This window comes from Collimonas silvisoli, from assembly GCF_018305005.1.
Classification (GTDB): domain Bacteria; phylum Pseudomonadota; class Gammaproteobacteria; order Burkholderiales; family Burkholderiaceae_D; genus Collimonas; species Collimonas silvisoli.
In genome coordinates this window covers 1-21248 of sequence record NZ_JAGQEG010000096.1, presented here as the reverse complement: position 1 = coordinate 21248, position 21248 = coordinate 1, and the positions used below count along the sequence as shown (strand labels likewise).

Below are 21248 nucleotides of genomic sequence, written 5' to 3'. Positions count from 1 at the left end.
TCTACCTGCTCGACAACGCTCAATTTAAAAGCCAGGCTGTAATCACGTTGGCTGCGCCGCATCTCTTGCTCCATTTGACACTCCTTCTCTTCATCGAAAAAGTGTCAACCTAATTCAGGACGGGTCATTCCAACAAAAAAAGCCGCTATCTTCAGCGGCTTTGTTGTGGCGTGTATCTTATTCAGGATGGAACTGGTGAGCGAAAGTAAATTCATCGGTGCGCGGCGTGTACTTCAGGCCTTTGCGCAGCGCCCAGGTCGCATATTGATGGTATAGCGGGATCAGCGCGTAATCGTTAAGCGCAACTGTTGCGCCTTGGCGGGCAAAATCCTCACGTTGTTTCTGGTCGACCGAGGCCAATGACGATTGCGCCAGCTGGTCCAGTTTCGGATTGGTATATTTGCCCCAGTTCCATGAACCCCAGCCGGTATCGGGATTGGTGGTGCCGAGCAGGGTGCGCAAACCGAAATCGCCGGCCAGCGTGCCCCAGCCCAGGAGTGCGGCGCTATACTCGCCGGCCCGCGCCTTGCCGAAATAAACCGCCAGCGGCAGCGTATCGACCTTGGCTTGAATTCCGACCCGGTTCAGCAGTTGGGCGACGGTCTGCACCACGCGTTCGTCGTTGATGTAGCGGTTGTTCGGGCCATGCAGCGTTATGCCGAAACCGTTGGGGTAACCGGCTGCCGCCAGCAATTTTCTGGCGCCTTCCGGATCGTATTTCTCTACTCTCAGCGTATCGGCGTATCCCAGTATCCCAGGGGCAACGATATTCGACGCCGGCACTGCCAGTCCTTCCAAAGTGCGGTCGACCAAAGCCTGGCGATTGATGGCTTTGGAAATCGCCTGGCGCACGCGGACGTCTTTCAAGGGATTCTTGTCTAGCGGTTTGCCGGCCTTGTCAGTGATGTCAGGCGACTTGTCGCGCGACTGATCCAAGGTCCAGAAGATGGTACGCCAGGAAATTTTTTGCGCCAGCTTGAATTGTGCGTTGGTTTTCAACTTGGCGAGATCGGCCGGCGGCACATTTTCGATAGCGTCGACTTCTCCTGCCAGCAAGGCTGCCAGACGGGCGCCGTCAGAGGTCAGGATGCGGAACGTGACTTTGTCCCAGGCCGGTTTCTCGCCCCAGTAGGCATCGTTGCGCACCAGTTCGATACGGTCGCCGCGCTTGAAGCCGGCAAATTTGAAGGGGCCGGTGCCGACCAGCGCTTTGCCGCTGTTGAAGTCTTCGGTGGTGGCGTTTTGCGCCGCTTTCTTGGAGACGATGAATATGGTGCTGACATCCAGCGCCAGCGGTCCGTAAGGCGTGGCGGTTTTCAGACGGACGGTATATGGATCGACTACCTGCTTGCCGATGATTTGCTTGGTGTAACTGGTAAATGGGCCGGGGCTGTTGGTCAGCGTGGCGGGGCGGTCCAGCGAAAATACAACATCGTCTGCGGTCAGCTCGGAGCCATCGCTGAATTTAACCCCGTGCCGCAACTTGAATTCCCAGGTGAGCGGATCAATTGCCGTCCAGGAAGTGGCCAAACCTGGAATCAAACGGCCATTCGGGTCGACATTGACCAGCGCGTCGAACAGATGCGATGACAGCGAGATATTCGGCGCGATATTGTTGAAGTGCGGGTCCAGCGTGGAGACATCGGCATATAAGCCGACTTTCAGGTCGGCGGCGTAAGTTGCTGAAGAGCTCAACGCCAAGGATGTCAATGTACTCAAACCGACAAAAGCCAGGCTCAGTATTTTCTTTCTGGAAAGCTGGAACATGGGATCTCCCAATCGTGATGAATAAGGCAAAAGCCAATTCTATGGGCGCTTATGTAATTATCAAAACACAATAATTGCTTTCTATTATGTGTTTTGGTTATATAGGGTAAGATGAAGGGCCGAAATCGCCGACCGGGAATGTCTGACTTCGCAATCAAAAGTGCAACTCTTTCCCTCGACGCAACTTTTATTTGTATGCTCTGTGCTTTAAATAAATTTATCGGTTATAATGCGGCATCGTTTAAGATTCGAGCTAGTAGTGCAGTATTAGTCTGTCATTTCTTTCTTGCTTCAAACGATCAACGGGCGATAGCCCAACTTAACTGAAATAGGAAATGTAATGGCAACTGGTATCGTAAAGTGGTTCAATGATTCGAAGGGTTTTGGTTTTATTACTCCTGACGAAGGTGGTGAAGATCTGTTCGCGCACTTCTCCGCAATCAATTCTTCCGGCTTCAAGTCGCTGCAAGAGAACCAACGTGTTTCTTTCGAAGTTACTGCCGGCCCTAAGGGCAAGCAAGCTTCGAACATCCAAGCTATCTAATTCGTAGCTGGCTCAGTTGAAATAAATTGAGTACCGCAAAAATCCCCGGCAAGCCGGGGATTTTTTTCGTCTATACGAAACGTGGCAGCCACTATAAATCCGGAAAGAGTGTTGCTGTCAGGAAGCTGTAAGGGTTGCCTGAAATGCTAGGGCTCTATCTGCTGTGTACCAGATAGCATATATTGCAGTAAGCTAGAAAAGCATTTTGCACTGAGAGAGTTGCTCGGTTTCTGTGAATGCCGACGCTCGTCAAGATAAAAACACGGAGGAGACTGCATGAACATCGTAAGCAAAGCATGTGCGGCGGCGGCATTGGTAAGCTGGTCGCTGGCCGCAGGGGCTGCGGAGCCAATCAAGATCGGCGTTACCGGACCATTTACCGGCGGTTCGGCGCCTATGGGCGTGTCCATGCGTGACGGCGTCAAGCTGGCGGTTGCGGACATCAACGCCAAAGGCGGAGTGCTGGGACGCCAGCTGCAGTTGGTCGAGCGCGACGATGAAGCCAAGAATGAACGCGGAGTCCAGGTCGCGCAAGAACTGATCAACAAGGAAAAAGTGGTTGGCACGGTCGGCTTCATCAATACCGGCGTCGCCCTGGCTTCGCAACGCTTCTACCAGGACGCCAAGATTCCGGTGATGAATAATGTCGCCACCGGCAGCATCATCACCAAGCAGTTCGTGGCGCCGGAGCAGAAGGATAATTACGTATTCCGTACCTCTGCCAACGATACCATCCAGTCGGCGATGATCGTCGACGAAGCGGTGGTCCGTCAAAAACACACCAAGGTCGCAATCCTGGCCGATTCGACCAACTACGGTCAGCTCGGCCGCGAAGATCTGGAGCGCGCCCTGGCCGCCAAGGGCATCAAACCGGTTGCAGTTGAAAAATACAACCTGAAAGATGTGGACATGACCGCCCAGCTGCTGAAAGCCAAACAGGGCGGCGCTCAGGTGGTGCTGACTTACGGTATCGGCCCGGAACTGGCGCAAATTGCCAATGGCATGGAAAAGCTCAACTGGAAAGTGCCTCTCATCGGCAGCTGGACACTGTCGATGGGGAATTTCATCGATAACGCAGGGAAAAATGGCGAAGGCGCGCGCATGCCGCAGACCTTCATCCAGGATCCCAACACAGCCAAGCGCAAGGCCTTCATCGAAGCCTATCAAAAAACCTACAAGGTTGATCGCATCCCGTCCCCCGTGTCAGCGGCTCAAGGATACGACTCGGTTTACCTGCTTGCAGCAGCGATCAAGCAGGCCGGCAGCACCGATGGCGTTAAAGTGCGCGAGGCGCTGGAAAACCTGAACGGCACCGTGGAAGGCGTGGTTACCACTTACGCCAAGCCCTATACGCATGATGATCACGAAGCGATCAAGCCTGGCATGGTAATGATTGGCGAGGTCAAGAATGGTCGGGTGGTATTAGCCAAGTGATCGGGGGCCGGAGTGCGGTAAGGTCGCGCTCCGGTCGAACATCCGTTTGAGCGACATGGATCCCAGCCTGCGCAGTAAGCAGGCTGGATTTATTTCGTCAAACGGGAGTGTTGTTTTGCCATGCTGCGGTTAGCCTAATTAATGCTCCGCAGTCTCTTGGGTCAATATCATGGAAATTCTGCTGCAACTCGTCTTCAGCGGTATCGCGCTAGGCATGATCTACGCGGTGATCGCTTTCGGTTATCAACTCACGTTCGCTACTTCCGGCACCCTCAATTTTGGCCAGGGCGAGGCATTGATGCTGGGCGCCCTGGTCGGTCTCAGCCTGGTCGGCAATATTCATGGCGGCCCTTATTTGAACTACTGGCTGATGATCCCGGTGGTGATTGTTTTCGGCGGGCTGCAAGGCGCCGTGGTCGAATGGATAGGGGTGCGTCCGGCGCTCAAGATCAAATCGGAATTCGGCTGGATCATGTCGACTATCGCGTTGGCGATCATCTTCAAGAATGTCGCTGAAAACATTTGGGGCAAAGACGACCTGACTTTCCCGTCGCCTTTGTCGTCGACGCCGTTCCAGGTATTCGGCGCCAATGTTCAGCTGATGCAGGTAGTAGTGGTGGTGGGCGCGCTGGCGATGATGCTGGCGGTTGAAATATTCAATCGCAAATCGATTTATGGCAAGGCGGTGGTGGCGACCTCGAACGATCGCGATGCGGCCGGCCTGATGGGCATCAACACCAGCATGGTGATTACTTTCTCTTACGCTTTGTCATCGGCCACTGCGGCATTTGCCGGCGTGCTGGTGGCGCCGCTGACGTTGACCGGCGCCACCATGGGCGCGGCACTGGGCTTGAAGGCATTTGCAGTCGCGATCATCGGCGGCCTCACCTCGGGCATGGGGGCGGTAGTCGGCGGCCTGATCCTGGGCATTGCGGAGACGCTGACCGGATTTTATATCTCTACCGGCTACAAGGAAGTGCCGGGGCTGTTGCTGTTGCTGCTGGTGCTGGCCATCAAGCCGGCGGGCCTGTTCGGTAAAACCGCCATCAAGAAAGTGTGAAGATGAATAAAAAATCGCATTTTCTCCCTGCGCTGGCCGTGATTGGCATCCTGTTGCTGCTGGCGTTTCCACAAGTTTTCCCGAATCCGTATTACATCCATCTGGCCGAAACCATCCTGATTTACGCGATTCTGCTGTTCGGCCTGGATATCGTGGTCGGTTATACCGGCCAGGTCTCGCTGGGACACGCCGGCTTGTTCGGGATCGGCTCCTACACCACGGGGGTATTGGTGTTCAAGCTCGGCTGGCCGTTCCTGATCGCCGCCCCGGCCAGCCTGGCGGTTACCGCCGTATTCGGCGCTATCCTGGCCCTGCCTGCATTGCGCGTGACGGGGCCTTATCTGGCCATGGTCACGCTGGCGTTCGGCACCATCATCCAGATCCTGATCAATGAAATGAGCTTTCTGACGGAAGGGCCGATGGGGATCAAGCTGAACAAGCCGGATTTCTTCGGCCATCGCCTCGACGAAGTGGAGTATTTCTACCTGGTCGCGGGCTTGATGGTGTTGTCGCTGATCGTGGTGCACCGGATCGTCAAGTCGCATCTGGGGCGCGCCTTCCAGGCGCTGCGCGATAGCCCGATCGCCTCCGATTGCATGGGGGTGTCGGTGTATCGCTACAAAGTGTATGCGTTTGTGATCAGCGCTGCGCTGGCCGGCCTGGCGGGCAGTTTGTACGCCTATTCGGAGGCATATATTTCGCCGAATACCTATAACTTCGAGCTGACCATCCTGTTCCTGCTGGCGGTCATCATGGGCGGCCGCAAGAGCCGCACCGGCTCGCTGATCGGGGCCTTGATCGTGGTCATGCTGCCGAGCTTGCTGGCGGACATTGAATTATTCCGTCAACTTGCCACCGCCGCTGCAGTGATCGCCGTGCTGGCGACCGCTTTCCTGTTATGGAAAAAGCGCAAGACCTTGCGCGAGATGCTGGTGCCGCTGGTGGCGACTGTCGGCATGGCGATTTTTTCCTATCGGCTGGAAAACATTACCGACTGGCGCCTGACGGTATTTGGATTGATGACGCTGTTCGTGGTGTATTACCTGCAGGATGGGATTGTCGGCTTTGCGCGTAATCTGCTGGGCCAGAAAATGTCCGCAAGCAGCAAGCAGGCTAGCGTGACTGCCAGTTCCGAGCAGGCATGGGCTTCGGCCGGCGGCAGTGCCGCGGTTGGCGCTACCTTGCTGAGGTGTCAGAAAATACTGATGCAGTTTGGCGGTCTTAAAGCGCTCAATGAAGTCAATCTGGAAATCGTCAAAGGTAGTGTGCACGGCTTGATCGGGCCAAACGGCTCGGGCAAGAGCACCATGATGAACGTACTCACCGGCATCTACAAACCGACTGCCGGCAAGGTTGAATTCAATGGCAAGGCAATTTCCGGTTCGACACCGTCGGCCATTGCACTGGGCGGCGTCGCCCGGACTTTCCAGAACGTGCAATTGTTCGGTGAAATGAGCGCCACTGAAAACGTGCTGGTCGGCTTGCATCACACTTTCCGCAGCAATGTACTGGACGTGATCTTCCATACTCCGCGTTATCGGCGCGAGGAGCAGGCGGCGCGCGAACTTGCCGCCAGCATCTTGCGATTCGTCGGCTTGACCGGACTTGCGGGCGAGGAGGCGCGCAATCTGCCCTATGGCAAGCAACGCTTGCTGGAAATCGGCCGCGCGCTTGGATTGAACCCGGAATTGCTGTTGCTGGACGAGCCTGCGGCAGGACTGACGGCGCCGGACATCACGGAGCTGATCGCGATCATCAACAAGATCCGCCAGCACGGCGTCACGATCATCCTGATCGAACATCATATGGACGTCGTCATGTCGATTTCCGACACAGTGACGGTGCTGGATTTCGGCCAGAAAATCGCCGAAGGCAAGCCGGCAGCGGTGCAAAGCGATCCCAAGGTGATCGAAGCCTATCTCGGCGGCACTGTTGGCGAAGTCGCCGACGATAATGGCGCAGCTGCGCCATCCACTTCCAACGCAGTGGGGTCATAAGATGCTCTCGATTTCCAATTTGCATGCGGCGTATGGCAAGGTTGAAGTGCTGCACGGTATTTCGCTGGAGGTGCCGAAAGGCAAGGTGGTGACGCTGATCGGCTCCAATGGCGCCGGCAAGACCACCACCATGCGTGCTATCTCCGGCATGATCAAAGCCAAATCCGGCACTGTCACTTTGGCCGGAGTCGACGTTACCGGACTGGCTTCTCATAAGATCGCGCGAGCCGGACTAGCGCATTCGCCTGAAGGCCGCCGCGTGTTTGCGACCATGAGCGTGGTCGATAACCTGCTGCTGGGCGCATTTCCGCGGTTTACCCGCTTGCGTCCGCGCGGCGACATCAAACACGATCTTGAACAGGCGCTGGAATTATTTCCGCGCCTGAAAGAGCGTCAAAGCCAACTGGCCGGCACCTTGTCCGGCGGCGAGCAGCAGATGCTGGCGATGGCGCGTGCCGTCATGCTCAATCCGGAAGTGATCTTGCTGGACGAACCCTCAATGGGGCTGGCGCCGATTCTGGTAGAGGAAGTATTCCGCATCATTTCACGCCTTAAGGAGCAGGGGGTGACGATGTTGCTGGTCGAGCAATTTGCGGCAGCGGCATTGAATGTCGCCGATTACGGCTACGTGCTGGAGAACGGGCGGATTTCAGTGCATGGCCCAGCGGAGAAGCTGAAAAATGATCCCGCGGTAAAAGCAGCATATCTCGGAGGCGGGCAACACTGATAGATATGATTTGTTGATTTGCAGAAATTTTCTGCTGAAGATAAATTATTTATCGGCAATTTTTGTGCGCTAAAGGTTGGGTTTTGAGCACGGTTTAGTTTTCTACAGTGTTCCGAACGTGAGAATCTGGCAATGCCGTAATGCAGCACATGCATAAAACGGTCAACCATGATTTCAACTTCGGGGCACTCAAAATGACACAAGACCAGACAATCCACACATTCAGCCCAGCTTCAGCGGAAACCTTCACCCCATCATCTTTGCCAGAAAAAGCTGCCACGGCAACGCTGCCCGAGCAGCGCCTGCCGTTCACCATCAGGGTAGTGAATGACGAGCAGGCTTTGCAGAAGGCGGTGGATATCCGTCACGCGGCGTACAGCCGCCATCTGCCCGAACTGGCGCCGAATCTGCTGCGTTTCGAGCCAGCGGACCTTGCACAAGATACGATCGTGCTACTTGCCGAATCCAAGCTCGACGGCTCATCGTTGGGCACGATACGGATTCAAACCAATCGTCTGCAAGCTTTGGGGTTGGAGCAATCGGTGACCTTGCCGGATTGGCTGCAAGGCCGACGCTTGGCAGAAGCGACCCGTTTGGGGATAATCGACAGCAAGATCGGCAAGGTAGTCAAAGCTTTACTTTTTAAGGCGTATTTTCAATATTGCGTTGAGAATGGAATCGACTGGATGGTAATTACCGCTCGCACTCCCTTGGATAGACAGTATGCGGCGCTATTGTTCCAGGATGTTTTTCCCGGACAGGGATTTATGCCGATGCGGCACGTAGGCAATCTGCCGCATCGGGTCATGGCTTTTGAGATTGCCACGGCCAAAGCGCGTTGGACCGCCGCAAAGCATCCTTTGCTGAGTTTGATGTGCGACATACGTCATCCTGATCTGATTCTTGAGCAGCCGCCCGATACGCCCGCCGAAAATCAATCTGGCTTTAAACGCCTGAATAATCAGGTGCAACAACAAGAGCTGGACAAGCCTGTAGATTAATTGCCGGATCTGGTCTTTCCGCTGACCCCATGTCGAGGGAGCTATTGTCGTTAAAAAAAATAATGTGACTTTTTTTACAGTACAGTAGAACCCTCTGACTTTACGGACACGATGTCTATGTGGCTATTCCATGCCGATACGCCGAAAAGCCGTATCAACACCCTGCGGCCTCAAGATAGGGCAGGGTTTTATTTTTCGGTTGTATTGGTGCCGGCGCTGATTATTGTCTTCACGATTATTGCTTTTACCCGGCTTGATAGCCGCTTCGGCGAAGGTAGCCCGACGCCGTCGCTGTTTCGCGTGCTAAGTGACTCTGCACAGAGTTTGTCGCCCGTGCAGGCATTTCAAGCATTGGCAGACACGCCCTTGCAAGCCTATCGCGATACGCAATTGCTGGAAACGCCTTTTTGGTTTTCGTTTTTAGTGCCGGCGACAATCGATTCCGGGCAAACGGAGATTGAATTGCCATCGCGTCATGCCCAGCAGGTGAGTTGTTGGGAGGGCGCGGGCCAGCGTTTGCTTGGCGCGGCCAGCCGCGATTGGGCGGCGGGTCAGATCCGCGCAGAAAAAACGGGATTTGTCTTGTCGCTGACGCCCAGTGCACAGCCGGCGGCTGTGCTTTGCAAAGGTACTTTCTCCGGGCCGGCCCGGATTTCGGTCCGTCAATGGAGCCGTCTTGAGTTCGAGCAATCGCAGGAAGAATTTTATCGCGGCATCGGTTTGCTGGAAGGCGGGCTGTTGACGCTGACCTTGTTCGTGCTGGTAGCAGCCATCATCAATCGCGAATGGATGTATCTATTGTTTGCCGTCTGGCTGCTGGGAAATTTGCGGCTTAGCGCCAACGCCATGGGATGGGATGCCCATTGGCTGATATGGATGATTCCGAATCAGTGGCTGCCCTTGCTGCGGCAATTCACATTTGCCACATATTACATTGTGACGTTTGCCTTGTTCGGCCGACTGTTCAGGGCAGAGCTGAAACAAATCGGCTTTGTTTTCCTGCAAAACATATTGCACGGGGTAGGGTTGATCTTGCTGGTTGCCGCCTTTTTGCTGCCATACGGCCGGTTTTTACCGGTTTTATGGAGCGGGACCGTCGTCGGCACCACTATTTTAGTGTTCTTGCTGGGGCATATCGTGTGGAAGGCGCGTTCCCGGGCAGTGCTTTGGTACTGTGCGTCCATGGCTGTGGTGGTGTTTACCCGGGTCGATGAAGTGGTTGCTGCGGCGTTTGGCATAAAAGCTCTGGACGAAGTATCCAACACGGTGATTGCAGCCCTGTTATCAAGCTTGATGGCCTCGTTTGCCTTTGCCGAGCAAATGCGCGCCGGCAAGCGGGAATTGGCAAACGTTCAGGCCGAACTGCGCACCACCTATGAGGTCGCGCCGGTCGGCTTGTTTACGTTAGCTGCAGACGGTAGTTTTGTGCGTACCAATCCGGCTCTGGAAAAGATACTGGGGCGCCATGCCGGCGGTCGGCTGATGAAAAAATGGGACGATTATTTTGAACCCGGCGCGCATGACAAACTGTTGAGTATTGTTTCCGGCAACGGCAGCAATGAAGCGGAGCTGCGGGGGAGCGCCGGACCAGATGGTCTGGCTCCTTTTTATCTGGTCACCGCCACCTTCGCCAATGGCCGCATCGAGGGTTCCTTGCAAGATATCAGCGATCGTTCCCATGCGGTCGAGCGCTTGCGGTTTTTTGCCGAGCACGACCCGCTGACCGGCGTCCTCAATCGGCGTGGCATTGAAATCATGCTGGAGCAGGCGATTGAACGCAAGGCCGGGGACAGGCCGCTGGCGTTGGCCTACCTTGACCTCGACCGTTTCAAGCTGATCAATGACCTGTTCGGCCATCATTCCGGCGATGAAGTCCTGAAGCAGCTATGCCGGCGGGTGCAGCAATCCCTGGCTGGCGGCAGCCATATCGGCCGCATCGGCGGCGACGAATTCATTATCCTGTTCCAGGACGTCGAGATCGGCGCCGCGACCGACATCTGTGGCGCCATCATCCAAAAAATCAGCTACCAGTCGTATCAGATCGGCACTCGCGCATTTCAGGTAAAGGGGTCGATAGGCCTGATTGAAGTGGACGCCGGAATGCGGGTCCAAGACGCTATCTCTGCTGCGGACCGTGCCTGCAGGGAAGCCAAGAAAGCGCACGACGAGCATATAGTGGTGTATCAAAAAAACGCATCGGTATTCCGCGAGCGCCTGGAAGAGTTGAGTCTGATAGAAAAGCTGGGCGGCGAATTCCTGCCGGCAGGCTTGTTTGTTGAAATGCAGCCGATCATGTCGCTGCGCGAACCTGAAGCTTCGCTCAATTTCGAAGTATTGTTGCGGCTGCGCGACGCCGACAACAAAGTGGTGCCGGCAACCAAGGTAATTGCGGCGGCGGAAGAAAACGGCAACATTGCCGCGATTGACCGCTGGGTCATGACGACGGTGCTGGAATGGCTGACGCAGCATCAATCGCAGCTGCCGCTGACAAAATTCGTCTGCGTGAATTTGAGCGGAGCTTCGCTCAATGATGAAAAATTCATCCAGGATATTTTTGTGATACTGAGCAAGCATCAGCAAGTCGTTCCCATGCTGTGCATCGAAATCACGGAAAGCGTCGCTTTGCATGACCTGGAACATACCAGCCGCTTCATCCAGCGCTTGCAGGCGCTGGGCGCCAAAATCGCGTTGGACGATTTCGGCGCTGGCTATACATCGTTCACCTATCTCAAGAGCTTGTCGGCAGACGCCTTGAAAATAGATGGCGCTTTCATTCAAAGCATGAATACGCATCCGGCCAATGAGGCGATCGTCGAAGCGATCGTTGAACTGGCGCGCAACCTGGGCATGAAGAGTATCGCCGAGTGGGTGGAGGATTGCGCAATGATCGAAGCGCTGGCGAAACTGGGCGTCGACTATGTGCAAGGTTATGTGGTGGCCACGCCACAGTCGCCGCAAGCGATACTGGCGGCCCAATCTGCCGCCAGCTTCATCACCGATCCGGCCTTGATGCACTTTGTGTCGAGTAGGCGCATCGACGGCCAGTCATGGGCTGGAGAAGATGACGACTTGCCGCCGACGGGTTTGCACTAGGGCGTGTTGACATCTGATTTGGGAATGCGAACGCGCGGCAGGCGTTGCGTGCCTAGGCGCAGCGACGCGAGGTGGCGGTGCCACCGAATGTTACGTCATGGAGCTGCAACAACGGCATGCGACGCCTGCAGCCGTTCCCGAAGGGTTCCAATCAAATCATATGTCAACACGCCCTAGCCGCACCAGCATCGATATTCTGGCCGGCCATGAATGTAAAATAGCGGCTGACGCTGAATGCGTTATCCCCCCGTAACTAGCAACCGAGCAGAAATCCCTATGAGCGCGACCCTTAAACACATCGTATTCTGGAAATTGAAAGAGCATGCCGAAGGCGCCGATAAAGCCAGCAACGCCCTGCAACTAAAAGCCTTGCTGGACAGTTGCGCCGACATCGTGCCAGGCATACTCAAGTTCGAAGCCGTGATTGCCCAGCCGGGGCTGGAGGCGACTTACGACGTGCTGCTCAATTCCGAGTTCGCCTCGCTGGAAGCGCTGGACGCCTACCAGAACCATCCGGCCCACGTCGCCATCAAGCCCTTCTTCGGCGCGGTGCGGGAAGCGCGCCAGTGCATGGATTATTTCAGCTGAGCGGCGGCCATGTTTCCTTCACATGTTTTCCCGATCGATAATCCCTTCCTGACTTACCTCGGCGTCGAATTCGTCGAGATGGGCGAGGGCGCAGCCGAACTGGCGTTGACGTTGCAGCCGCATCATATGAATAGCTGGCAAGTCACCCATGGCGGGGTATCGATGACCATGCTGGATGTGGTCATGGCCTTGGCCGGCCGTTCGCTCTATCCGCAGGCCGAAGCGGCGGTCACGGTTGAAATGAAAACCAGTTTTCTGCAACCGGCCGGCCAGACCGGCGCCCGCATCGTCGCCAAAGGCCGCGCGTTTCATCGTTCCACCACCATGTGTTTTTGCGATGCCGAGTTATGGCACGGCGAGCGTCTGGTGGCGAAGGCGATGGGAACTTTCAAGTACCTCAAACACCATCGTGCGGCTCTCAAGATCAAGCCGGGCTGAGGCCAAGTGCGAACCCTCATTCAACAGAAATCAAACAGAAAAAACAGCCATGAAATTTCATCTGACAGTCGATAACTGGACGGTGCAAAAGGCAGACGCCCGCGCAGTGCGTTTCGACGTATTCGTGATCGAGCAGAAAATCCCGGTCGAGCTGGAGTGGGACGATATGGATGAGCATTGCCTGCATGCCGTCGCTTATGACGAGGCTGGCCAAGCGATCGGCACCGGCCGCCTGCTGCCGGACGGCCACATCGGCCGCATGGCGGTAAGGTCAGCCGGGCGCGGCCAGGGCGTGGGCGCCGCCATCCTGGAAGCCTTGATGGCGCAAGCGCGTCAACGCGGCGACGCCGAGGTGGTGCTGAACGCCCAGACCCAGGCCGAGGCGTTTTACGGACGCCACGGTTTCAGCCGCGTCGGCGACGAATTTTACGAAGCCGGGATTGCGCATATTTGCATGCGCCACGTGTTTGCCTGATCAGTGCGCTGCTGCTGTTGCCACGTTTACCAGCTTGGGGCGTCAGTCCCTAACGGCACCGATGGCCGGCTCCAATGCGCCGGGGTCAGCGACAATTGCCCGGCGTGGCGCACCGCAGTCAAGCGGCCAAAGCCGGACGCACTGTGTTCCAGCAGATCCTGAATCTGCTCAAAATCGACATCGGCCGTCGCCAGGCCGTTCTCGACCCGCCCGAGCTGGCGTAGCCAATGACCGGTTTGCGCCAGCGATACCCGCACATGCCAGCTGCCGCCTTCGGTAATTCGGCGCGCCAGCGCCGTCATGGCGCCTGCCGCCATCAGATAGCCGGCGGCGTGGTCCAGCACCTGCATCGGCAGCGGTTTCGGCCTGTCGCTGTGCGCGGCCTGGGCTTCGGCGTGATTGAAGCCGCTGGCGGTCTGCACCAGCGAATCGAAACCGCGGCGGCCGGTCCATGGCCCGACATGGCCGTAAGCCGATAGCGATACATAAACAATGCCGGGGCGTTTTTTTGCTGCTGCCGCAGGGCTAAAACCGAGTGCGTCAAGACCGCCCGGGCGGTAGCCCTGCACGAAAATATCTGTGTCATGCAACAAATGGCTCAGAGTCCGATGGTCATCCGCCTGCCGCAAGTCGAGCTGGCATGAACGTTTGCCGCGGCCGGTATCGATCACTAGCGGCTGGATGGCCGGCAATTGCGGTGCGGTCACCAGCAAGACATCGGCGCCGTGCGCCGCCAGCGTCCGGCCGCAGACCGGCCCAGCAATGATGCGGGTCAAATCGAGTACGCGCACACCGTCCAGCGGTCGTTGCGCAACTGGCGAGGGCAGTGCGCGTGGCGGGGCATCGCCGATTTTTTCTATGCTCAGCAGCGGCAGCGTTTGCACCGCCTGTCCTTGCGGATGGCGATCCCATTCTTCGAACGAACGCATGGCGGTGACCACCAGGCCGGCATTGGCCGCAGCGTCTTCGAAGCCCTCTGCGGTCCAGTTTTGCAGCGCTTGTTGCACGCTCTCGACCGTATAGTCGCATCGCAATAACTTGAGCACGCCATCCCGGTGATGCGGGAAATTGGTATGCAGGCGCAGCCATTTACCGTCACCGCAACAATAGGTGCCGGCGATTTTGTCCCAGATCTCGTCGGTGCGGGCATCGTTGACCCGGAAGTAGCGTTCGCTGCGGAATTCGGCCGCGGCATGGCGCATGTCGACGTTCACATGTTGTCGTTGCTGGCTGCGCAGATACCACAGCTCGGCTGCCGCCAAGGCCGCCGCCGCAATGCTGGCCTGGGCCGCAGTGCCGACCGCGAACGATGATGGCAAGAGCGGGTCGCTGCCGTTCAGCGACAATTGCGATAAAGCGGCGTCCGGTTGCCCCAGGATATGCCACAACTGTTGCACGACTTCAAATGGCGTAAGCGCCGCTGGCGACGAATTCGGACCGGATGACGACAACATGTTCTGCTCCTTGAGTGTGGCGGCGACAACGCCGCGCATGTCAGGTATGTCAACGCGAACAGCGGGATTCAGACGGCGATTTACAGGGTTTTTGTATGTACGAAGAGGATGGGGATGGCGCTGCGACTCTCTCATGCAGCATGGCGCTGCCGTTGGCCTTGATTCTAACCAGGGTCGAGGCGCGCGTGCCGTAATCCGGCGATTCGATAAATACCGCCGACAGCACGCGCTCGCGCTCGATGCCGACTCCGGTCGACGGCAGACGGCAATCGCCGGCGCGGGTGGTGTCGCTCAGCATGTCAAAGAAACAGGCGTCGGGCGCGCCTTGGCACAGCAGACTGGCGAATTGCGCTTTGGTGCGCACCACCTTGGGCCAGCACACGTCCAGCGCGGCATTCGACAGACCGTAGATGCCAGGCGACAGAGGCTGGCCGTTGCGGGCGTCGTCACTTTTGTTCGAGTACCAGATCAGTTGCTGGCCATCGCCGACCAGCAGGTTGAAACCGTTATATTTTGCCGCATCGCCGGCAATTTCAGCGATGTACTCGGCCGCTGTTTTTTTACTGCCGAGAAAATCCGACACCAGCGTGCCACGGGTCGGCGCATCGGCGCGCCGTTCCGCCGGCGCCCGTACATTGGTGATGGCGGCAAAGCGGCCGCCGCGGGTAATCCCGAGCCAGGTGCCGCCGTCTTGCAGGTCGCGGCCGGCGTAGATGTCGGGCTGGTCTTCCCACCAGCTGGCGGGCGCAGTAGGACGGACATAAAATTCATCGCGGTTGGCGGCGGCTATCAGGGGTGAGCCAGGCACCACTTGCCAGGCAAAGACTATCAGGCACATGATGAAATATTCACAAAAAATTCAGTATGTCGGGGACCATCGATCAACTTGGCGAGGCCGTGTTCGGCAACCGCCTGTTCGATGATTTTCGCAAAATCCGGCGGCACCGAAGAATACACTTCCATCCAGGTGTGATGCTCGTCTTTAATTTCGGGGCTGCGCTTGAGGGCGGTGCCGATCTGATGCTGCAATGAGATCTGGGCTTGCATTGCCGCCGCCGCTTGATCGAATTGCTGCGCGTTGGCGGCGGCTACGCGGTAATAGATATAGAGATCGGAGCTCATCTTGTGCTCACGCAGAAAGTTCAGCGTCGGTGACATCGACAATCGAATAGGGCAGCGTCTGGAAATGCAATTGCGCGCCGTTGACTGCGCCCAGATGTACCGTGCCACCCTCCAGTGCCGCCAGCTTGATCTCCAGCAGGCAGCGGCTGCTGTGGGCGCTGTCGGCTTCGGCGTTGACGATCATGCCGCAGGGTTGATCCGGATCGTTGCTGGAAAATACTTCGGTGGCGGCCGCGATGTTGATTGCTGCAACGCTGGCCAGCACGGCACGGCGCTTGAGCTTGCCGAGGTATTGGCTGCGCGCGACGATTTCTTGCCCCGGATAACAGCCTTTCTTGAAATTGACGCCGCCGATCAACTCAAAATTAATCATCTGCGGCACAAACTGCTCCTGCGTCTCCGGTGTAATTTGCGGAATCCCGGCCTCGATTTCGCTCAGACGCCAGGCTTGGGCGGCAACCGGTTGCAGGCTTTTGCTCAGTTGCGGCCAGGCGGCGATCGCGTGCTGCGGGCTGGCGATCCATTGATAGCGCGGTGCGGAATTAGCGTCGGCGACGCGGATCAAACTGCCATAATCGCTATCGATCTTGGCATAGGGCTCGGTTGGCAGCGTTGGGAACCAGGGCGCTAGAGCGGCGCCGACGGCATGGCCGGCCAGGCCGAATATGATTTGTGTATCGGATACATCCGCCAGCCTGGCTTTGGCGCGCATGACAAACATTTGCAGGCGCTTCTGGATTGGCGCTTGCAAGCTGCGCGGTAGTTGCAAGAAGATGTTGTCGCCGCTCTTCCACATCAGGAAGGTCGCCAGCAAACGTCCTTTGGGCGAGCAATAACCGGCCAGCCGGGCTTGTCCGGCAGTAAGATTCTGGACGTCGTTGGTGATTTGGGTGTGCAGGAAACTGGCGGCGTCTTCACCGCTGAGGGCGATCAGGCCTAGATCTGTCAACGGTGCAATAAAAGATGCGCCGGCGGCCATCGTGGCAGGCAGCGTATCCAGCGCTTGCTGCCGTGAAAAATCCAGCCATGTACTTGTTATTTCATTCATAAATTGTAGGCATTCTCAAAACAGCGATTATCATATTGGGTTGATTATAGTGATGTCGCAAAAAAGGCGTTGGCGTTGGCCGTTTTTGCGAGATGCGTGAAAACCATTCGGAGCGGACCGGTCTTGTTTAAAAAACTATTGTTGAGCGTGATTCTGTTGGGCGGTGCGGCCGGCGGCGGCGTGGCTTATTGGGCGCAGCAAGCGATTTTCGATGCCGGCGAGGTGCGGCCATTCACGATCAAGCCAGGTAGCACTTTGGCAAGTTCGGTGGAGCAGATTGCCGATGCCGGTGTCGGTGTCAATCCGCAGTTGCTGGAATTGCTGGCGCGGGTAACCGGCAAGGGCGGCAAATTGAAAGCCGGTAGTTATGAATTGAAACCCGGCGCCACCCCGTTGCGCTTGCTGACGCAGCTGGTGCGCGGCGAGTTTGCGCAGGAATCGCTGACCGTGATCGAAGGCTGGACTTTCCGCCAGATGCGCCAGGCGGTAGCGGCGCAGGCGTCGCTGAAGCACGATACCGCAGCGCTGTCCGACGCCGAGTTGCTGGCAAAAATCACGCCCGACTACAGCATGCCGGAAGGCTTGTTCTTCCCTGATACCTATCTGTTTGCAAAAGGATCGAGCGACCTGCAAGTCTACAAGCAGGCACATGGCTTGCTGATCAAACGCCTCAACCAGGCTTGGGAAGGGCGCGATGCATCGCTGCCCTATAAGACCCCGTACGAGGCCCTGGTCATGGCGTCGATCGTGGAAAAAGAGACTGGGTTGCGCGCCGATCGCAGCACAATTGCCGGCGTCTTCATCAACCGGCTCAAGATCGGCATGCTGCTGCAGACCGATCCGACCGTGATTTACGGCATGGGCGAACAATATCAAGGCATCATCCACAAACGCGACTTGACCACCGATACGCCATACAACACTTACACCCGGGCCGGCCTGCCGCCGACGCCGATCGCCTTGCCGGGGGCGGAATCGATCAGCGCGGCCATGCATCCGGCGCAAACCGACGCACTGTATTTTGTCGCCAGGGGCGATGGCAGCAGCCATTTCTCGAATAATCTGGGCGAACATAACCAGGCGGTCAATCAATATCAGCGCTAGAAAACGTGGCGATGCGCGATAATTGCAGCATGCGCCGGTTTTCTTCAGAGCCGCATAGGCAACTCAACAGGTAAAGCAATGGCATCAGGAAAATTCATCACATTTGAAGGCATAGACGGCGCCGGCAAGTCGACTCATATCGGTTTTGTCGCCGAGCTGTTGTGCAGCCACGGCCTGCAAGTCGTCACCACCCGCGAACCGGGCGGCACGGCCTTGGGAGAAGCGTTGCGAGAAGTGTTGCTGCATCAGACAATGCATCTGGAAACGGAGGCGATGCTGATGTTTGCCGCCCGTCGCGAGCACCTGGCGCAAGTCATAGAACCGGCATTGGCGCGTGGCGACTGGGTGATTTCAGACCGTTTCAGCGACGCCACCTTCGCCTATCAAGGCGGCGGCCGGCAATTGCCGCTGGCCAAGCTGGAAGCGTTGGAACAATGGGTGCACCCGCACTTGCAACCGGATCTGACCCTGTTGTTCGATGTGCCGCTGGAAGTGGCGCGGACGCGCCTGGATGCAAGCCGTACCTTGGATAAATTCGAACAGGAAAAGGCCGGTTTCTTCGCCGCCACGCGGGCCGAATATCTGCGCCGCGCGGCGCAATTTCCCGAGCGTTTCCGGATCATCGATGCGACCCGGACGATTGCCGAAGTCCGGCAAGCGCTGGCGCAAATTATTTCAAGCCTCTGCAATGAGTAACTCCTTGTTCCCATGGCAAGACGGCGTCTGGCAGCAACTGCAGCAAATGCGGGCGCGCCTGCCGCACGCGATTCTGTTTCATGGCGCCGAAGGCATCGGCAAAACCGTTTTTGCAGAGCAGTTCGCGCAATCGCTGCTGTGCGAACAGCCGCAAGCGGACGGCCATGCCTGCGGTGTGTGCGGCTCGTGCGGCTGGTTCATGCAATACAACCATCCGGATTACCGACGCGTGCGGCCGGAGATCCTGGACGATGAAGATGGTGGCGATGGCGACAGCGCAGAGGGCGGCGACGGTGGTGACGGCAAAAAAGCCGCCAAATCCGCCAAGGCGCCATCCAAGGAAATCAAGATCGACCAGATCCGCGCCTTGTCCGGTTTCATGAATATTTCCACCCATCGCCAGGGCCAGCGGGTGGTCTTGCTGTATCCGGCAGAGGCGTTGAATACCGCCGCTTCCAACGCCTTGCTGAAGACGCTGGAAGAGCCGCCGCCGAATACGGTCTTTCTGCTGAGTTCAAACAGCCTGGATCGTTTGCTGCCGACCATTCTGTCGCGCTGTCGCAAATTCGCCATGCCGCTGCCGTCGCGCGAGCAAGCCATGGCCTGGTTGCGCCAGCAAGATGTCAAGGATGCCGATGTCTGGCTGGCAGAGCAGGGCGGCGCGCCGCTGACGGCTTATGCGCAGTCGCAAAGCGCAGGGCGCGAGCTGATCGATGAGTTTTTGCAGCATTTGACCAAGCCTGGCATAGACGGCGCGTTGAAATGCGCCGAGCACTTGCAGAAAACCCCGGTGGCCGAGCTGGTGGCGTGGCAGCAGCGTTGGCTGTACGATCTGTTTTCCTTTAAATTGTCCGGCACAATCCGGTATTATCCCCGTTATGAAAAAAATCTGGCGGGCTTGGCTGCCAAAGTCGACACCGGCGCTTTGCTGCGGGCGCTGAAAAGCAGCAACGAGCGCCGCGCAATCGCAGAACACCCGTTATCGGCACGCCTTTTCATTGAAGAAATGCTGCTGGACTACGCCGCAATGTTTACTTGAATTTTGCTTATAGGATAGCGATGGCAGAAAACTCTACAATCCCGGCCGAGCCGGTCAAATTATCCCGGCCATCGGTATTGTCGCTGGTTATCAAGGAAAAATCGGCCTTGTATGCTGCGTACATGCCGTTCCTGACCAACGGCGGCATCTTTGTGCCGACCAATAAGAGCTATCACCTGGGCGATGAAATTTATCTGATCCTGAGTCTGATGGACGACGGCACCAAATATCCGATTGCCGCTAAGGTGGCTTGGATCACTCCCAAGAACGCCAACAACAACAAGGCGCAAGGGGTAGGCGTGCATTTTCCGGACGACGACAGCGGCCAGCGGCTGCGCAAGCGGATCGAAGAGGTGCTGGGCTCGGCACTTGGCTCGGCGCGTCCCACACATACTTATTAAAGCTGGCAAAACCAGCAACACCTACATGAATCAAACGAACTACAGTTTCAGGATCGCCGGCCAGGAGGATTTGCCGGCGATCGTCGCCATCTACAACAGCACCGTCGCTTCGCGCGAGGTGACCGCCGATACCGAACCGGTCACAGTGGCGTCGCGCCAGGCCTGGTTCGATCATCACAACCCCGAGCGCCGGCCGTTGTGGGTGGTGGAACAGCAGGGCGCGGACGGCCAGCCGGCTATCCTCGGCTGGCTGTCGTATTCCGATTTCTACGGCCGCCCGGCGTACGCCGGCACTGCCGAACTGTCGATCTATATCCATGAAGATGCGCGTGGCAAAGGCATGGGCCGTTATCTGCTGGGGCAAGCGATCGAGCGCGCTCCGAGTCTGGGCGTGCACACTTTGCTTGGCTTCGTGTTTGGCCACAACCAGGCCAGCCTGAAGCTGTTCGACGCCTTCGGTTTCGAGCGCTGGGCCAATATGCCGCGCGTCGCCACGCTAGACGGCGTCGAGCGCGATCTGGTGATACTGGGCAAGCGCGTAGCGTAGTCCGTTTACCCCGCCAGTCCGACGCTAATCCCTGCCGCTGCTAAAGTAGCGGCATTCTCCTATTTTGTTTCGAGTCGCTCATGTCACGCACCCTGGTTCTGGCCTCCAACAACGCCGGTAAATTAAAGGAATTCAGCCAGTTGCTGGCGCAGATCGATTTCGAGGTTCGTCCGCAAGGCGAATTCGGCGTCCCCGAGGCGGAGGAGCCGTACCTGACTTTTGTCGAAAACGCCCTCGCCAAGGCGCGCCACGCTGCGCGCCTGACCGGTCTGCCGGCGCTGGCCGACGACTCCGGCGTCTGCGTCAACGCCTTGGGCGGCGTACCCGGGGTGTTGTCGGCGCGCTATGCAGGTGAGCCGAAATCCGATGCGGCAAACAATCGAAAGCTGGTCGCCGATCTGGCTTCGCATGCCGATAAATCGGCCTATTATTATTGCGTACTGGTATTCGTGCGTCACGCCGACGATCCGCAACCGGTGATTGCCGACGGCCGCTGGAATGGCCTGATCATTAACGCGCCGCGCGGCGCCGGCGGTTTTGGTTACGATCCGTATTTTCTGTTGCCGGAGCAAAACAAGACTGCGGCCGAATTCAGCGCAGAAGAAAAAAACGCCGTCTCGCACCGCGGTCAGGCATTACGCGCCTTGGTTGAAAAATTACGATGATTCCGATTAAGCCTATCGGCATGCCGGCATCGACCAAAAATCGTGCCA

21 protein-coding genes are annotated in these 21248 nt (G+C 57.2%); 16 read left to right on the top strand and 5 right to left on the bottom strand.

Translation table 11 applies throughout. The features are described 5' to 3' along the window. Nucleotides 1-177: 177 nt before the first annotated feature. The gene (locus tag KHU33_RS21130; protein ID WP_211466570.1) at nucleotides 178-1767 is read right to left on the bottom strand and encodes an ABC transporter substrate-binding protein; all 1590 of its coding nucleotides are present in this window, start codon (nucleotides 1765-1767) and stop codon (nucleotides 178-180) included. Nucleotides 1768-2107: 340 nt separating this feature from the next. On the opposite strand from KHU33_RS21130, the gene KHU33_RS21125 reads away from it, so the two are divergent. The 10 genes from KHU33_RS21125 to KHU33_RS21080 all read left to right on the top strand — a co-directional run bounded on the left by KHU33_RS21125 (nucleotide 2108) and on the right by KHU33_RS21080 (nucleotide 13124). Next, on the top strand, nucleotides 2108-2311 hold the full coding sequence (locus KHU33_RS21125; protein ID WP_014005790.1) for a cold-shock protein: 204 nt from the start codon (nucleotides 2108-2110) through the stop codon (nucleotides 2309-2311). A gap of 276 nt (nucleotides 2312-2587) precedes the next feature. Then, nucleotides 2588-3745: an ABC transporter substrate-binding protein gene (locus tag KHU33_RS21120; protein ID WP_211466568.1), complete on the top strand. Its 1158-nt coding sequence runs from the start codon at nucleotides 2588-2590 to the stop codon at nucleotides 3743-3745. Nucleotides 3746-3914: 169 nt separating this feature from the next. Next, the gene (locus KHU33_RS21115) at nucleotides 3915-4805 is read left to right on the top strand and encodes a branched-chain amino acid ABC transporter permease (protein WP_211466566.1); all 891 of its coding nucleotides are present in this window, start codon (nucleotides 3915-3917) and stop codon (nucleotides 4803-4805) included. Nucleotides 4806-4807: 2 nt separating this feature from the next. After that, nucleotides 4808-6802 (top strand): branched-chain amino acid ABC transporter ATP-binding protein/permease, encoded by a 1995-nt coding sequence (locus KHU33_RS21110; protein WP_211466564.1) that lies wholly within the window; start codon nucleotides 4808-4810, stop codon nucleotides 6800-6802. A 1-nt stretch (nucleotide 6803) separates the two neighbouring features. Beyond that, nucleotides 6804-7529, top strand: coding sequence for an ABC transporter ATP-binding protein (locus KHU33_RS21105; protein WP_211466561.1), 726 nt, complete (start codon nucleotides 6804-6806; stop codon nucleotides 7527-7529). A 140-nt stretch (nucleotides 7530-7669) separates the two neighbouring features. Continuing rightward, nucleotides 7670-8530 (top strand): N-acyl amino acid synthase FeeM domain-containing protein, encoded by an 861-nt coding sequence (locus KHU33_RS21100; RefSeq protein WP_230414451.1) that lies wholly within the window; start codon nucleotides 7670-7672, stop codon nucleotides 8528-8530. Between the two features lie 111 nt (nucleotides 8531-8641). Beyond that, on the top strand, nucleotides 8642-11623 hold the full coding sequence (locus KHU33_RS21095) for a putative bifunctional diguanylate cyclase/phosphodiesterase (RefSeq protein WP_211466559.1): 2982 nt from the start codon (nucleotides 8642-8644) through the stop codon (nucleotides 11621-11623). Nucleotides 11624-11899: 276 nt separating this feature from the next. Next, entirely contained in the window at nucleotides 11900-12211 is a 312-nt protein-coding gene (locus tag KHU33_RS21090; protein WP_211466557.1) for a Dabb family protein, read from the top strand. Between the two features lie 9 nt (nucleotides 12212-12220). Continuing rightward, complete coding sequence (locus tag KHU33_RS21085) at nucleotides 12221-12649, top strand: PaaI family thioesterase (protein ID WP_211466555.1); 429 nt, start codon at nucleotides 12221-12223, stop codon at nucleotides 12647-12649. A gap of 49 nt (nucleotides 12650-12698) precedes the next feature. Then, nucleotides 12699-13124 (top strand): GNAT family N-acetyltransferase, encoded by a 426-nt coding sequence (locus tag KHU33_RS21080; protein ID WP_211466553.1) that lies wholly within the window; start codon nucleotides 12699-12701, stop codon nucleotides 13122-13124. A gap of 26 nt (nucleotides 13125-13150) precedes the next feature. Here KHU33_RS21080 and KHU33_RS21075 read toward each other — a convergent pair whose 3' ends face one another. From KHU33_RS21075 to ygfZ, 4 genes are read right to left on the bottom strand one after another with little or no spacing between them, the layout of a single operon-like run. Beyond that, on the bottom strand, nucleotides 13151-14578 hold the full coding sequence (locus KHU33_RS21075) for a CoA transferase (RefSeq protein ID WP_211466551.1): 1428 nt from the start codon (nucleotides 14576-14578) through the stop codon (nucleotides 13151-13153). Nucleotides 14579-14627: 49 nt separating this feature from the next. Then, entirely contained in the window at nucleotides 14628-15416 is a 789-nt protein-coding gene (locus tag KHU33_RS21070) for an NRDE family protein (protein ID WP_211466549.1), read from the bottom strand. After that, on the bottom strand, nucleotides 15407-15700 hold the full coding sequence (locus KHU33_RS21065; RefSeq protein WP_211466547.1) for a DUF4936 family protein: 294 nt from the start codon (nucleotides 15698-15700) through the stop codon (nucleotides 15407-15409). The genes KHU33_RS21070 and KHU33_RS21065 overlap by 10 nt, the downstream gene beginning before the upstream one ends. Before the next feature lie 7 nt (nucleotides 15701-15707). Next, the gene (ygfZ, locus tag KHU33_RS21060) at nucleotides 15708-16748 is read right to left on the bottom strand and encodes a CAF17-like 4Fe-4S cluster assembly/insertion protein YgfZ (RefSeq protein WP_211466545.1); all 1041 of its coding nucleotides are present in this window, start codon (nucleotides 16746-16748) and stop codon (nucleotides 15708-15710) included. A 105-nt stretch (nucleotides 16749-16853) separates the two neighbouring features. Between ygfZ and mltG the strand changes: the two genes are divergently transcribed. The 6 genes from mltG (at nucleotide 16854) to rdgB (ending at nucleotide 21200) form a co-directional block, all read left to right on the top strand. After that, nucleotides 16854-17852 carry an endolytic transglycosylase MltG gene (gene mltG, locus KHU33_RS21055; protein WP_329956099.1) on the top strand — a complete coding sequence of 333 codons (999 nt, stop codon included), beginning with the start codon at nucleotides 16854-16856 and terminating at the stop codon, nucleotides 17850-17852. Nucleotides 17853-17930: 78 nt separating this feature from the next. Then, on the top strand, nucleotides 17931-18548 hold the full coding sequence (gene tmk / locus KHU33_RS21050; protein ID WP_211466543.1) for a dTMP kinase: 618 nt from the start codon (nucleotides 17931-17933) through the stop codon (nucleotides 18546-18548). Then, complete coding sequence (locus tag KHU33_RS21045) at nucleotides 18541-19587, top strand: DNA polymerase III subunit delta' (RefSeq protein ID WP_211466541.1); 1047 nt, start codon at nucleotides 18541-18543, stop codon at nucleotides 19585-19587. Before tmk ends, KHU33_RS21045 begins: the two co-directional genes overlap by 8 nt. Before the next feature lie 20 nt (nucleotides 19588-19607). Further along, nucleotides 19608-19988: a PilZ domain-containing protein gene (locus tag KHU33_RS21040; protein WP_211451229.1), complete on the top strand. Its 381-nt coding sequence runs from the start codon at nucleotides 19608-19610 to the stop codon at nucleotides 19986-19988. Nucleotides 19989-20013: 25 nt separating this feature from the next. Further along, nucleotides 20014-20535, top strand: coding sequence for a GNAT family N-acetyltransferase (locus tag KHU33_RS21035; RefSeq protein WP_211466539.1), 522 nt, complete (start codon nucleotides 20014-20016; stop codon nucleotides 20533-20535). An 80-nt stretch (nucleotides 20536-20615) separates the two neighbouring features. After that, complete coding sequence (gene rdgB / locus KHU33_RS21030) at nucleotides 20616-21200, top strand: RdgB/HAM1 family non-canonical purine NTP pyrophosphatase (protein ID WP_211466537.1); 585 nt, start codon at nucleotides 20616-20618, stop codon at nucleotides 21198-21200. The last annotated feature ends 48 nt before the right edge of the window (nucleotides 21201-21248 follow it).

Coding starts and splice junctions, on each gene's coding strand:
- KHU33_RS21130 (WP_211466570.1), bottom strand. CDS start 1,767: ATGTTCCAGCTTTCCAGAAAGAAAATACTGAGCCTGGCTTTTGTCGGT.
- KHU33_RS21125 (WP_014005790.1), top strand. CDS start 2,108: ATGGCAACTGGTATCGTAAAGTGGTTCAATGATTCGAAGGGTTTTGGT.
- KHU33_RS21120 (WP_211466568.1), top strand. CDS start 2,588: ATGAACATCGTAAGCAAAGCATGTGCGGCGGCGGCATTGGTAAGCTGG.
- KHU33_RS21115 (WP_211466566.1), top strand. CDS start 3,915: ATGGAAATTCTGCTGCAACTCGTCTTCAGCGGTATCGCGCTAGGCATG.
- KHU33_RS21110 (WP_211466564.1), top strand. CDS start 4,808: ATGAATAAAAAATCGCATTTTCTCCCTGCGCTGGCCGTGATTGGCATC.
- KHU33_RS21105 (WP_211466561.1), top strand. CDS start 6,804: ATGCTCTCGATTTCCAATTTGCATGCGGCGTATGGCAAGGTTGAAGTG.
- KHU33_RS21100 (WP_230414451.1), top strand. CDS start 7,670: ATGCAGCACATGCATAAAACGGTCAACCATGATTTCAACTTCGGGGCA.
- KHU33_RS21095 (WP_211466559.1), top strand. CDS start 8,642: ATGTCTATGTGGCTATTCCATGCCGATACGCCGAAAAGCCGTATCAAC.
- KHU33_RS21090 (WP_211466557.1), top strand. CDS start 11,900: ATGAGCGCGACCCTTAAACACATCGTATTCTGGAAATTGAAAGAGCAT.
- KHU33_RS21085 (WP_211466555.1), top strand. CDS start 12,221: ATGTTTCCTTCACATGTTTTCCCGATCGATAATCCCTTCCTGACTTAC.
- KHU33_RS21080 (WP_211466553.1), top strand. CDS start 12,699: ATGAAATTTCATCTGACAGTCGATAACTGGACGGTGCAAAAGGCAGAC.
- KHU33_RS21075 (WP_211466551.1), bottom strand. CDS start 14,578: ATGTTGTCGTCATCCGGTCCGAATTCGTCGCCAGCGGCGCTTACGCCA.
- KHU33_RS21070 (WP_211466549.1), bottom strand. CDS start 15,416: ATGTGCCTGATAGTCTTTGCCTGGCAAGTGGTGCCTGGCTCACCCCTG.
- KHU33_RS21065 (WP_211466547.1), bottom strand. CDS start 15,700: ATGAGCTCCGATCTCTATATCTATTACCGCGTAGCCGCCGCCAACGCG.
- ygfZ (WP_211466545.1), bottom strand. CDS start 16,748: ATGAATGAAATAACAAGTACATGGCTGGATTTTTCACGGCAGCAAGCG.
- tmk (WP_211466543.1), top strand. CDS start 17,931: ATGGCATCAGGAAAATTCATCACATTTGAAGGCATAGACGGCGCCGGC.
- KHU33_RS21045 (WP_211466541.1), top strand. CDS start 18,541: ATGAGTAACTCCTTGTTCCCATGGCAAGACGGCGTCTGGCAGCAACTG.
- KHU33_RS21040 (WP_211451229.1), top strand. CDS start 19,608: ATGGCAGAAAACTCTACAATCCCGGCCGAGCCGGTCAAATTATCCCGG.
- KHU33_RS21035 (WP_211466539.1), top strand. CDS start 20,014: ATGAATCAAACGAACTACAGTTTCAGGATCGCCGGCCAGGAGGATTTG.
- rdgB (WP_211466537.1), top strand. CDS start 20,616: ATGTCACGCACCCTGGTTCTGGCCTCCAACAACGCCGGTAAATTAAAG.